Here is an 11,445-nt window from a genome sequence, read left to right on the forward strand (position 1 = left end):
TCCGAGTCTTGATGAGGTTACTGTTTCTTTCAGATCGTTTGGTGATGAAAATCAAGCCCTAGAACATGAAGCTGACCTAATCAACCAACTACGTCTACGAGTTCATGGTGGCTCACTCTTGAACAAGCAACAACCAAAGAAAAAAGGTGAGCAAGGTCAACAGACGCCAGTAAATCATGAGTTATATCCTGTTGAGGACGAAGTGACTGCTGCCACAATATCTGAAAAGCAGCGTGAAAACACCTTGCCCATATTTAGTAATCTGACCCAACTTTCAAAACATACAGGGGTATCAGTCCAATTGATAAAGCAAGCGATAAACTCGGCACCTGCGGGTTCGGTTGGCATTACAGATTCTAAATATCCAAAATACCATACTCATGATGTCATTAAAGTATTGGGCTCACGAAAAGCAAAATGACTTAATCAATAAATTGATGAACACCGCAACCACTACAAACAGGCAAAATTACTCAATTTTTAGAAGTTGGAGCGGGCGGCGGGAATCGAACCCGCGTCTCTTGCTTGGAAGGCAAGGGTCTTACCATTACACAACGCCCGCGCTGTCACCCGATTAAGTCACCGCGCCCGCCCCGTCAAGCAAGCCACCTATGCGCGAGGCATAAATATCCGGCAGAACATATCCAGAAGTCAAAAACGCGCCGCAGGTGGCTGCGGCGCGTCCGGTTCAGCCAAAGGGCCGTTTAGCGCAGCGTGATCCGGCCATCGGTGTAGGGCGCGTAATCACCTTGTTCCGCGATATATTCGGCCAGCACATCGGCCAGATCGGGACCGAAATCGTAGGCATTCATCGCATCCTCGAACATCGCATAGCCATCGCCACCGTTGCGCACGTAATTGTTCGACACCACGCCATAGGTCGCCGCCGGATCAAGCGGCGCATCGCCCACCATCACATCCGATATCCGTTCCCCCACTGGGGCTTCGGCATCGACGGTAAAGCTGATCCCCGCGACCTGCGGGAAACGCCCTGCGCCTTCCTCGATCCCGCCGACACCGTTTTCAAGCGCAGCCAGCATCACCTCGCCCGTCACCTCAAAGGTGGACAGGGTGTTCTGGAACGGCAGCACCGTCAGAACATCGCCCATCGTCACACCACCCGCGGCGATAGAGGCGCGAATGCCGCCGCCATTCTGGATCGCGATCTGGACACCCTGATCGGCGACCCGGTCCAACATCGCATCAGCGATCAGATTGCCCATGGTACATTCCATCGCGCGGCAGACGGTCCGGTCACCGTCGATCGCCTCGGTCGTGCTGCCAACCAAACGGGTTTTCATTTCCTCGATCGGCCCGGCCAGTTCCGCAATCCGCGCAACGGCGGATTCGTCCTCGGCCACGCTGGCATCCAGCAGGATCGTGTCACCGGTGGCGGAGGTCACATTGCCTTCGTCATCGAATACCAGCGTCAGATGACCGACATATTTGGAATAGGCATAGGCCTGCACGACGGGGACATCGCCGACCATGGTCGGATAGGCCATGGCACCTTCTTCGGTGTTGGACATCAACGTATGGGAATGGCCACCCACGACGGCGTCAATACCGGCCACCTCTTCCGCGATGGCGAGGTCTTTGTTGATACCGACATGGTTCAGCGCGATAATCTTGTTCACACCTTCATCCTGGAGGGCGGCGACATCGGCAGACAGGCTTTCGATCTCATTCGTGAAGATCACCGCATCCGACGGGCTGGATGTTTCTGTCGTGTCAAAGGCCAGCGCGGAAATGATCCCGATCCTTTCGCCGCCCACCTCAAGCACCACATGATTGGCGACCTGCCCGGCCAGAATATTGGAGCTCGACACATCAATGTTGCCCGCGATCACCGGGAAATCGACTAGTTCGATCAGTTTGAGCAGACCTTCGTCGCCATCGTCGAATTCGTGGTTCCCAATGGCCATCGCGTCATAGCCGATGATATTCATGAATTCGGCTTCGACATCTCCCTTATAGGTCGTGTACATCAGGCTGCCCTGATATTGATCGCCGGCATCCAGCACGATCACATTCTCGCCTGCCAATTCTTCACGCAGCGCATTGATCTTGGTAATCACGCGGGCCACGCCACCGAAACATTCACCGGCGGCATTCGCCTCTGCACCACAGGTCGAATCGCTGCCGGTGATAGGCTCAATCCGGCTGTGCAGGTCATTGGTGTGGATGATATGCAGCGTGTAATCTGCCGCAGCAGTCTGTGCCATCAGCGCCAATGCGCAGCTTGTCATCAAAAGTCGCAGGGTCATGTGATCTTCCTTCAGGTTGCATTGTAAAATCTTGGCTGTGCTGCCGGTGCAGAGTCAAACACCAACGACAGGCTTGTGCTTCTTGCCGCGGCGTCACCTGACCCGCTGCTACATGCTTGACCATTTTCTGCACAGGCTGCATGACAATTTCATGTTGATCTATAAAATATTCCGCGCCGACGAATGGGCTGTCCTGCAACGCAATGGGCGGACGGCGGGCGCGCCTGTCGATCTGGCCGATGGATATATCCATTTTTCGACCGCTGACACGGTCGGCGAGACGACCGTCAAATATTTCGCCGGCGAAACCGGGCTTGTTTTGCTGGCGGTTGACGCCGACAAGCTGGACGCCCTCAAATGGGAGCCTGCGCGCGGCGGCGTGCTTTTCCCGCATCTTTACCGTGATCTGACATTGGCTGATGTGGTCTGGGCCCGCGATCTGCCGCTGGTCAATGGCACGCATGTCATGCCGGACCTCGCATGAAGACGCTGGAACAGATCGGGTTGAAGGCCCTGCGCCGGATCGATCCCGAAACCGCACATGGACTGGCGTTGAAGGCGTTGCGCGCAGGTCTCGGGCCGACAGCGGGGCCGTTCACATCGCCCCGCCTGCGCTGCGATCTGGCGGGGCTTTCCCTGCCCAACCCTATCGGCCTTGCCGCTGGTTTTGACAAGAATGCCACCGCCCTTGCGCCGCTGTCGCGCAGCGGCTTCGGCTTTCTTGAAGTCGGCGCAGCCACACCCCGCCCGCAGGAAGGCAATCCCAAACCCCGTCTGTTTCGCCTTGCGCAGGATCGCGCGGCGATCAACCGCTTCGGTTTCAATAATCAGGGGATGCATCCGATCGCGGGCAGGCTGGCCCAGCGCCCCAAGGATGCGGTGATCGGGCTGAACCTTGGTGCGAACAAGGACAGCACCGACAAAGCCGCCGATTTCGCCACGGTGCTGGCGCATTGCGGTGCCTATGTTGATTTCGCCACGGTCAATGTCTCATCGCCGAACACCGAAAAGCTGCGTGACCTGCAAGGCAAGGCAGCGCTGTCCGCCCTTCTCGCAGGTGTTATGGAGACGCGGGCACAGATGGACCATCCGATCCCCGTCTTTCTGAAAATTGCGCCTGACCTGACCACCGATGAAATCGCCGAAATCGCCGAAGTCGCACAGATCGCGGGTATTTCCGGCATCATCGCGACTAACACCACCCTGGAGCGTATCGGATTGCACGGCCCCCATGCGGGGGAAACAGGCGGGCTGTCCGGGCAGCCGCTTTTTGAAAAATCCACCCGCGTGATGGCGCAATTAGCTGGCCTGACCAACCTGCCGATCATCGGCGTGGGTGGCGTCAGCAGCGCCGATCAGGCCTATCAGAAAATCCGTGCCGGGGCCTGTGCGGTGCAGCTTTACACCGCGCTTGTGTATGGCGGGCTGTCTTTGGTGGATGACATTGCGCGCGGCCTTGATGCATTGCTCAAACGCGACGGTTTCGCAACGCTGGCCGATGCCGTGGGTTCAGGCCGCGCGGACTGGGTCTGACGCCGCCGACGCCTCCAGCCCCGGATATTTCAAGCCGAGCGTGACGCCCCGCGCGACAAAGCTGATCAGCATCCCCGCCCATAGCCCGTGATTTCCGTAAATTGTCATCAGCGGGATGACACTGGCGAAATAGATCAGCGCCGACACGATCATCATGTTGCGCATATCCGCTGTCCGGGTCGCGCCGATGAAAATTCCGTCAAGCATCCATGCCGCCACACCCACCAACGGGGCGGCGACCATATAGGGCAGGAAAATTCGTGCCATGTCCCGCACACCTGGCGCGGTGGTCATCACATCAATCACCATACCGCCAAAGAGCGCAAAGCACAGCGCCATCAGCGCGCAACATCCCAGCCCCCAGACGCTGGTCATCAGGGCCGCACGGCGCAGGGTGCCACGCGCCTGCGCGCCCAGCGCCTTGCCCACAAGCACCTCGGCCGCGAAGGCGAACCCGTCGAGCACGAAGCCGGTCAGATGCAGGAACTGCAACAATATCTGGTTGGCGGCCAAAGGCACATCGCCGAACCCTGCCCCGTAGAACAGGAAGCTGACAAAGATCGCCTGCAATAGCACAGACCGGATCAGAATATCGCCGTTCACTGCCGCCATGTGCCGCAGACGAACGATGTCGAACACCCGCGCAGCGCTGCGCCATGCCGTCCCGGCAAAAGCATCACGGCAAAGCCACAGACCCAAAAGCAACCCGGACCATTCCGCGATGAATGTCGCCCAAGCCACCCCTTCCACACCCCAGCCGAAGCTGAGCACGAACAGAAGGTCCAGACCGATATTCAGCCCATTCATCAGCGCCTGTATCAGCAGAACCCCGCGCGTGCGTTCCTGCGCAATCAGCCAGCCGGTAATGCCATATAACGCGATTGTGGCGGGGGCTGACCAGATGCGGATCGCCATGTAATCGCGCGCCAGCGCCTCGACCTCGGCGCTTGCGGGCGCAATCAGAAACGCGCCGTTGAAGATCAGCACCTGAATGGCGATCATCACCGCCCCGGCACCCAGCCCGATCAGCAAAGCGCGCGACAACAGCGCCTGCACCTCGTCGCTGTCGCCCGCGCCGCTGGCCTGTGCCGCCAGCCCGGTGGTACCCATGCGCAGAAACCCGAAAATCCAGTACACCGCCGACAGGATCACGGCACCCAGACCCACCGCGCCAATCGGTGCCGCCTGCCCCAATTGCCCGACAACGCCGGTATCGACCAATCCCAGGATGGGAACCGTCGCATTCGCTAAGACAATCGGCACGGCAATCCGCAGCACGCGCCGATGTGTCAGCAAAATATCAGCCATTGCGCGGAGGCATCAGAAAATGTCCCGTGGCCTGCGCGAACAGGCGCGACCGGTTGTCCTGCCATGTTTCGACATGCACCGATGCATAGCGGCGACCCGACCGGTTCACCCTTGCGCGGGCATAGGCATCACGCGGCAGGCCGGTGCGCAGATAGTCAACGGTGAAATCAATCGTCTTGGGCAGCGCGATGGCGGGCGCGTCATCGGTGATCTTGCCCGCCTCCATATCTTCCCAGATCATCGCCCAAGTCAGTTCCATGATCGCAGTGACCTCCAGAAACGCCGCAGTCGCGCCGCCGTGCAGCGCAGGGAGCATCGGATTGCCGATCAATTGGTCCGCATAGGGCAGGATCGCCGTCAGTTCATCCCCGCGCCGGTCGATCCTGATCCCGAGAAACTGCAGATACGGCACCCGCGCCACCAGTTTTTGCAGCATCGCATCGCGGCGCTGCTTGATCACCTGCACAGGTTCAGGGCGCTGGATCATGTTTTCGCCCTTTCGATGGTGAATGCCCCGGTGGCCGATGCCACGGGTCGCGCAGTGTCGCGGTCCATCGCGGTGGCGCGCACGAAGGCGACCGACCGGGTCACGTGATAACATTCCGCCGTCGCAGTGATCGGATCACCGGGTGTGGCAGGGCGAAAATAATCGATCCGCAGATCCAGCGTCGCGGTTGCCTGCGGGGCTGCGGGATGCGCCATCACCGCAGCACCCGCGCAGGTATCCATCAAGGCCGATACAGCCCCGCCATGAATCACGCCGGTGTCAGGATCGCCGACAAAGCGCGCGTCATAATCCATGGCAATCGTCGCCCTTCCATCGCCGATCTCGGTCAGCTTCATGCCCAACGCCTGCGCATGCGGGATCGAGGCAATGAATTGCGCCGCAATCTTGTCGCGGCGGGCGGCCTGATCATCGGACATATTATTTTCCTACCATGCACCTTTGCCAAAGGGTTAGCGCCCATCGGCAGGCATTGCAAACGTGATTGATCACTGCATTGCCCCTGTCTGTTGTTGCGGTTACGCTGATCACGGGGAGGAATATCATGCCCGATAAGCGCCTGTCGTTCAAAGAGATGTGTGCCAGATTCGACGTCACACCACGGACGTTGCGGTATTATGAATATATCGAACTACTGACCCCCGAGAAAGAGGGCCGGTCGCGGTTCTATGGGCCGCGCGAACTGGCCCGGATGACGCTGATCCTGCGTGGCAGGCGCTTTGGTTTTGCGCTGGAAGACATCCGGCAATGGCTGCTGATCTACGAAAAGGAAGGCACCCACGCCCAGATGCACGAATGGGTGGCCCTGGCAGACCGCCAGATGGAAGAATTGCGCCAGCAGCGCGCTCAGCTTGATGAAACCATGGCGGAACTGCAGCGCCTGCGCGACGATACTGCCAGAACTCTGGCCTGATCTTTGGCCACCCGGCGCTTTGAAAATTGCGCCAGAGCCCCCAAATAATTGCTGACCTTTCGTCACCCTCATTGTGACGCCACGTTACGTTTACGTTAACGTCACCTTTCCTTGTAAGGTCAGGGTCAGATCCGCAATTGCGAGGCACAGCCACACGCATGAGGAAACCCGATGACGACCGACATAATGAATATCCGCGACATGTGTGCCGCCTTTGACGTCACACCCCGCACCTTGCGGTTCTACGAAGCCAAGGAGCTGCTGTTTCCGATTCGCCAGGGTCAGAAACGCCTGTTCACCAAACGCGACCGCGCCCGGCTGAAGCTGATCCTGCGCGGCAAAAGGTTCGGCTTCTCGCTCGAAGAAATCCGGCAATTGCTGGATCTGTATCACATGGACGACGGCCAAGAGACGCAATTGTCCAAGACCTATGAACTCGCTGAACGGCATCTGGCAGATATGGAAGCGCAGAAAGCCGAACTGGACGAGGCCATCGGCGAATTAAAGGCACAGATGGCCTGGGGCGCTGAAAAGCTCGCCAGCCTTGCCAAGAACAAATCGGTCGCTGCCTGACGCAGCGCCCACCACGACACGACCTTAGGGAGAGAGACATCAATGCCAATTTACAATGCACCCGTGAAAGATATCCAATTCGTGCTGCACGACCTGCTGCGTGTCAGCGAACAGGATATCCCCGGATTTGAAGACCTTGACCGCGATTTTACCAGCGCCGTCGTGGAAGAGGCCGGCAAAGTCGCGACCGAAGTATTGCACCCTCTGAACGTGGTCGGCGACAAGGAAGGTTGCGTGTTGGAAAATGGCGTTGTCCGCACCCCTACCGGGTTCAAGGACGCATTTGAACAGATGAAGGCCGGCGGCTGGACCGCAATGGATTGTGACCCCGCATATGGCGGGCAGGGCCTTCCCTATGTGATGAATACGGCGGCACAAGAACCTTTCGTGTCTGCCAACATGGCGTTCAACATGTATCAGGGCCTGACCCATGGTGCCTATTCCGCGATCTATGCGCACGGCACCGACGCGCAAAAGCAGACATATCTGCCCAAGCTGACAAGCTGCGAATGGACCGGCACGATGAACCTGACGGAACCGCATTGCGGCACCGATCTGGGCCTGATGCGCACCAAAGCCGTGCCGCAGGATGAGGGCAGCTATAAAATCACCGGTCAGAAAATCTTTATCTCTTCTGGCGATCATGATCTGGCGGACAACATCATCCATCTGGTGCTGGCGAAAATTCAGGGCGGCCCTGACGGGATCAAGGGCGTGTCCTTGTTCATCGTGCCCAAGATCATGGTCAACGATGATGGCAGCCTTGGCACACGCAACGGCGTCAGCGTCGGCAAGATCGAAGAAAAGATGGGTATCCACGGCAATTCGACCTGTGTGATGAATTATGACGAAGCGACGGGTTTCCTGATCGGTGAAGAACACAAAGGCATGCGTGCCATGTTCACCATGATGAACGAGGCCCGCCTTGGCGTCGGCCTGCAAGGATATGCCCAGGCCGAGAGCGCCTATCAGAACGCGGTTGCCTATGCCAACGACCGGCTGCAAGGGCGCGCCGTGACAGGTGCCGAAAACCCCGATGGCCCCGCCGATCCGCTGATCGTGCATCCTGATATCCGTCGCAACCTGATGGATCAAAAGAGCTTTGTCGAAGGTGCGCGCGCATTTACCTATTGGGGCGCCTATCTGATCGACCGCGCACATCGCAACAATGACAAAGACGCCGATGGCCTGATTTCCCTGATGACCCCTGTGGTCAAAGGTTTTCTGACCGACAAGGGCTTTGAATACGCTGTTGCGGCGCAGCAGGTGTATGGCGGCCATGGCTATATCGAAGAATGGGGCATGTCCCAATACGCCCGCGACGCGCGGATCGCCATGATCTATGAGGGTGCCAATGGGATTCAGGCGCTTGATCTGGTGGGCCGCAAGCTGGCGCTGGACGGCGGCAAGCATGTCATGGCGTTTTTCGAGATGATCAAGACCTTCATCAAGGAAAACGAAGGCAATCAGGCGCTGAACAAGGATTTCCTTGAACCGCTGAAGGCCGCGAGCAAGGACCTTCAGGCCGCAGGCATGTACTTCATGCAGAACGGCATGAAGAACCCCAACAATGCCTTGTCTGGTTCATATGACTTCATGCACATGATGGGCCATGTCTGTCTGGGCCTGATGTGGGCGCGCATGGCCAAGGCCGCGATGGAAGCCCTAGAATCCGGTGCATCCGACACCGAATTCTATGAAACCAAAATCGCGACAGGCCGCTATTACATGGCACGCCAATTGCCCGCGACAGGTATGCATCTGGCCCGCATCAACACCGGGGCCGATACGGTCATGGCGCTGAAGGCGGCAAACTTCTAAGGTCCGCATGGGCGCGGCAATCATGCCGCGCCCTGACGATATCCCTCGTGATTTCGACCTTAGGTTGGGAGGCCTGTACCATGCCCATGAAACTTCACTGCTTTGGCGAAAGCGGAAATGCCTACAAAGTCGCGCTGACCTTGACGCTGACCGATCAGGACTGGGATTCGGTCTTTGTAGATTTCTTCAACGGCGCGACCTGGACACCGGAATTCCGCGCACTGAATGTCATGGGCGAAGTGCCCGTGCTGGAAGACGGCGACCTGATCCTGACGCAATCGGCAGTCATTCAGGATTACATCAGCTCCAAATCCGGCAAGCTCGGTGGCCGCTCTGCCGCTGAAAGGCGCGAGGTGCTGCGCTGGATGTTTTTCGACAACCACAAGGTCAGCGGCATCGCGGGGCCCTTGCGGTTCAACATGAATTTCTTGCCTGAGGCCAAGCGCAATGCCGACGTGAATGCGTTCATTGCCATGCGTCTCGCCTCTGCGCTGAAGATCATGGAAACCCATCTGACCGGACGCAACTGGCTGGCGGGCGAGGACATCACCATCGCCGATATCGCCTGTGCCGGTTACCTGTTTTACACTGAAGATTTCACTTTCAACCGAGCTGACTATCCGCAGATCAACGCCTGGCTGGATGCGATTGCCGCCCGGCCCGGCTGGAAACACCCTTATGACTTGATGCCGCGTGCTTGACCTGACGCGGACTGAACGGAGGAAACGATGACCGAAGCCTATATCTATGACGCGATCCGCACGCCGCGCGGCAAAGGCCGTGCCGATGGCAGCCTGCATGAGGTGACATCTGCGCGCCTGTCTGCCGGTGTGCTGAACGCGCTGAAAGAGCGCAACAACCTTGAAGGCCACGCCGTCGAGGATGTGATCTGGGGCAACGTCACCCAAGTCGGCGAACAAGGCGGGTGCCTTGCGCGCACTGCGGTGCTGGCGTCCGATCTGGACCAATCTATCCCCGGCCTTGCGATCAACCGTTTCTGTGCGTCGGGAATGGAAGCGGTCAATCTTGCCGCCAATCAGGTGCGCGGTGGGGCTGGTCAGGCCTATATCGCCGGTGGGGTTGAGATGATGGGCCGTGTTGCCATGGGCAGCGACGGGGCGGCGATTGCCGTTGATCCATCCATCGCGATGGACAGCTATTTCGTCCCGCAGGGTATCTCTGCCGATATCATCGCGACCGAATATGGCTTCAGCCGCGATGACGCCGACCAGCTTGCCGTCGAAAGCCAGCGCCGGGCCAAGGCTGCCTGGGATGACACACGCTTTGGCAAATCCGTCGTGACGGTCCGCGACATCAACGGACTGCCGATTCTGGACCATGACGAATACATGCGCCCCGAAACCAACATGCAGACGCTGGGGTCCCTCAACCCCGCGTTTCAAGCCATGGGCGAGGTGATGCCCGGTTTCGACAAGATCGCCTTGATGAAATATCCGCATCTGGAGCGGATCAACCACATCCACCATGCGGGCAATTCATCCGGTATCGTCGATGGTGCTGCTGGCGTCTTGGTCGCGTCCAAGGAATGGGGCGAGGCGATGGGCCTGAAACCCCGCGCTGTCATCCGTGCAACCGCGAAAATCGGCACTGATCCGACGATCATGCTGACCGGGCCCGTGCCGGTGACCGAGAAAATCCTGCGCGACAGCGGCATCGCAATCAGCGACATCGACCTGTTCGAGGTGAACGAGGCGTTTGCATCCGTCGTCCTGCGTTTCATGCAGGCGTTTGATGTCGACCACGACCGCGTCAATGTGAATGGCGGGGCCATCGCCATGGGTCACCCATTGGGTGCCACGGGTGCGATCATCATCGGCACCTTGCTGGACGAGCTTGAACGCAGCGGCAAATCCACCGGGCTTGCGACGCTGTGCATCGCATCCGGCATGGGTGCGGCCACAATCATTGAACGCGTGTAAGGGGGGACCAACATGACTGATTTCACACTCAAAACCGATGCCGATGGCGTGGCCATCATCACCTGGGACACTATCGGCAAATCCATGAACGTGATGAACCAGCAAGGCTTCACCGACCTGGACGCGCTGATTGATCAGGCGCTTGCCGACGATGCCGTCAAAGGAATCATCATCACGTCCGGCAAAGAAGGTTCCTTTGCCGGGGGTATGGACCTCAACATCATCGCCAAGATGAAAGACAGCGTCGGTGACGATCCGGCACGCGGGCTGTTCGACGGCGTGATGGCGATGCATGGTGTTTTGCGCAAGATTGAACGCGCGGGCATGGACCCCAAGACCAACAAGGGGGGCAAACCGATTGCCGCGGCCCTGCCCGGCACGGCGCTAGGCATCGGTCTGGAAATCCCGCTGGCCTGTCACCGCATCTTTGCCGCCGATAACCCCAAGGCGAAAATCGGCCTGCCGGAAATTCAGGTCGGGATCTTTCCGGGCGCGGGTGGCACCACACGTCTTGCCCGCAAACTGGGGGCCATGGGCGCATCGCCGCTACTGCTGGAAGGCAAATTGAACGATCCGCAAGGAGCC

The 11,445-nt window shown here is 58.7% G+C and carries 13 protein-coding genes and 1 tRNA gene; 9 read left to right on the forward strand and 5 right to left on the reverse strand.

The window, feature by feature from the left end; translation table 11 throughout:
• The coding region (locus ACK4TM_RS15275) for a hypothetical protein (RefSeq protein ID WP_409702802.1) at positions 1-421 on the forward strand (421 nt) is incomplete at its 5' end.
• Positions 422-488: 67 nt separating this feature from the next.
• Here ACK4TM_RS15275 and ACK4TM_RS15280 read toward each other — a convergent pair.
• Positions 489-562, reverse strand: a tRNA-Gly gene (locus tag ACK4TM_RS15280).
• 142 nt (positions 563-704) lie between these two features.
• On the reverse strand, positions 705-2,267 hold the full coding sequence (locus tag ACK4TM_RS15285; protein ID WP_409702804.1) for a bifunctional metallophosphatase/5'-nucleotidase: 1,563 nt from the start codon (positions 2,265-2,267) through the stop codon (positions 705-707).
• Positions 2,268-2,418: 151 nt separating this feature from the next.
• On the opposite strand from ACK4TM_RS15285, the gene ACK4TM_RS15290 reads away from it, so the two are divergent.
• Together ACK4TM_RS15290 and ACK4TM_RS15295 are read left to right on the forward strand one after the other, a co-directional pair.
• Positions 2,419-2,751, forward strand: coding sequence for a DUF952 domain-containing protein (locus tag ACK4TM_RS15290; protein WP_409702826.1), 333 nt, complete (start codon positions 2,419-2,421; stop codon positions 2,749-2,751).
• A complete protein-coding gene (locus tag ACK4TM_RS15295; RefSeq protein ID WP_409702806.1) occupies positions 2,748-3,800 on the forward strand; it encodes a quinone-dependent dihydroorotate dehydrogenase in 1,053 nt (350 codons plus the stop codon). The genes ACK4TM_RS15290 and ACK4TM_RS15295 overlap by 4 nt, the downstream gene beginning before the upstream one ends.
• On the opposite strand, the gene ACK4TM_RS15300 is transcribed toward ACK4TM_RS15295, so the two are convergent.
• The 3 genes from ACK4TM_RS15300 to ACK4TM_RS15310 are packed head-to-tail and all read right to left on the reverse strand — an operon-like array spanning position 3,777 to position 6,032.
• Entirely contained in the window at positions 3,777-5,108 is a 1,332-nt protein-coding gene (locus tag ACK4TM_RS15300) for an MATE family efflux transporter (RefSeq protein WP_409702808.1), read from the reverse strand. The genes ACK4TM_RS15295 and ACK4TM_RS15300 overlap by 24 nt on opposite strands.
• On the reverse strand, positions 5,101-5,595 hold the full coding sequence (locus ACK4TM_RS15305) for a PaaI family thioesterase (protein WP_409702810.1): 495 nt from the start codon (positions 5,593-5,595) through the stop codon (positions 5,101-5,103). Before ACK4TM_RS15305 ends, ACK4TM_RS15300 begins: the two co-directional genes overlap by 8 nt.
• Positions 5,592-6,032 (reverse strand): PaaI family thioesterase, encoded by a 441-nt coding sequence (locus ACK4TM_RS15310; protein ID WP_409702812.1) that lies wholly within the window; start codon positions 6,030-6,032, stop codon positions 5,592-5,594. The genes ACK4TM_RS15305 and ACK4TM_RS15310 overlap by 4 nt, the downstream gene beginning before the upstream one ends.
• 125 nt (positions 6,033-6,157) lie before the next feature.
• On the opposite strand from ACK4TM_RS15310, the gene ACK4TM_RS15315 reads away from it, so the two are divergent.
• The 6 genes from ACK4TM_RS15315 to ACK4TM_RS15340 form a co-directional block, all read left to right on the forward strand.
• On the forward strand, positions 6,158-6,526 hold the full coding sequence (locus tag ACK4TM_RS15315) for a MerR family transcriptional regulator (RefSeq protein ID WP_409702814.1): 369 nt from the start codon (positions 6,158-6,160) through the stop codon (positions 6,524-6,526).
• A gap of 171 nt (positions 6,527-6,697) precedes the next feature.
• A complete protein-coding gene (locus ACK4TM_RS15320; protein WP_409702816.1) occupies positions 6,698-7,099 on the forward strand; it encodes a MerR family transcriptional regulator in 402 nt (133 codons plus the stop codon).
• A gap of 42 nt (positions 7,100-7,141) precedes the next feature.
• Positions 7,142-8,920 (forward strand): acyl-CoA dehydrogenase C-terminal domain-containing protein, encoded by a 1,779-nt coding sequence (locus tag ACK4TM_RS15325; protein ID WP_409702818.1) that lies wholly within the window; start codon positions 7,142-7,144, stop codon positions 8,918-8,920.
• Between the two features lie 80 nt (positions 8,921-9,000).
• Positions 9,001-9,621 (forward strand): glutathione S-transferase family protein, encoded by a 621-nt coding sequence (locus ACK4TM_RS15330; protein WP_409702820.1) that lies wholly within the window; start codon positions 9,001-9,003, stop codon positions 9,619-9,621.
• Between the two features lie 27 nt (positions 9,622-9,648).
• Complete coding sequence (locus ACK4TM_RS15335; protein WP_409702822.1) at positions 9,649-10,860, forward strand: acetyl-CoA C-acetyltransferase; 1,212 nt, start codon at positions 9,649-9,651, stop codon at positions 10,858-10,860.
• Positions 10,861-10,872: 12 nt separating this feature from the next.
• Positions 10,873-11,445: enoyl-CoA hydratase/isomerase family protein (locus tag ACK4TM_RS15340; RefSeq protein ID WP_409702824.1), on the forward strand; the 573-nt coding region annotated here is incomplete at its 3' end.

The organism is Yoonia sp. (genome assembly GCF_046292185.1).
Taxonomy (GTDB): Bacteria; Pseudomonadota; Alphaproteobacteria; order Rhodobacterales; family Rhodobacteraceae; genus Yoonia.

What these genes read in the sequence shown, in the direction of transcription:
- ACK4TM_RS15290 (WP_409702826.1), top strand. Translation starts at nt 2,419, where the DNA reads ATGTTGATCTATAAAATATTCCGCGCCGACGAATGGGCTGTCCTGCAA.
- ACK4TM_RS15335 (WP_409702822.1), top strand. Translation starts at nt 9,649, where the DNA reads ATGACCGAAGCCTATATCTATGACGCGATCCGCACGCCGCGCGGCAAA.
- ACK4TM_RS15325 (WP_409702818.1), top strand. Translation starts at nt 7,142, where the DNA reads ATGCCAATTTACAATGCACCCGTGAAAGATATCCAATTCGTGCTGCAC.
- ACK4TM_RS15300 (WP_409702808.1), bottom strand. Translation starts at nt 5,108, where the DNA reads ATGGCTGATATTTTGCTGACACATCGGCGCGTGCTGCGGATTGCCGTG.
- ACK4TM_RS15285 (WP_409702804.1), bottom strand. Translation starts at nt 2,267, where the DNA reads ATGACCCTGCGACTTTTGATGACAAGCTGCGCATTGGCGCTGATGGCA.
- ACK4TM_RS15315 (WP_409702814.1), top strand. Translation starts at nt 6,158, where the DNA reads ATGCCCGATAAGCGCCTGTCGTTCAAAGAGATGTGTGCCAGATTCGAC.
- ACK4TM_RS15320 (WP_409702816.1), top strand. Translation starts at nt 6,698, where the DNA reads ATGACGACCGACATAATGAATATCCGCGACATGTGTGCCGCCTTTGAC.
- ACK4TM_RS15310 (WP_409702812.1), bottom strand. Translation starts at nt 6,032, where the DNA reads ATGTCCGATGATCAGGCCGCCCGCCGCGACAAGATTGCGGCGCAATTC.
- ACK4TM_RS15305 (WP_409702810.1), bottom strand. Translation starts at nt 5,595, where the DNA reads ATGATCCAGCGCCCTGAACCTGTGCAGGTGATCAAGCAGCGCCGCGAT.
- ACK4TM_RS15330 (WP_409702820.1), top strand. Translation starts at nt 9,001, where the DNA reads ATGCCCATGAAACTTCACTGCTTTGGCGAAAGCGGAAATGCCTACAAA.
- ACK4TM_RS15295 (WP_409702806.1), top strand. Translation starts at nt 2,748, where the DNA reads ATGAAGACGCTGGAACAGATCGGGTTGAAGGCCCTGCGCCGGATCGAT.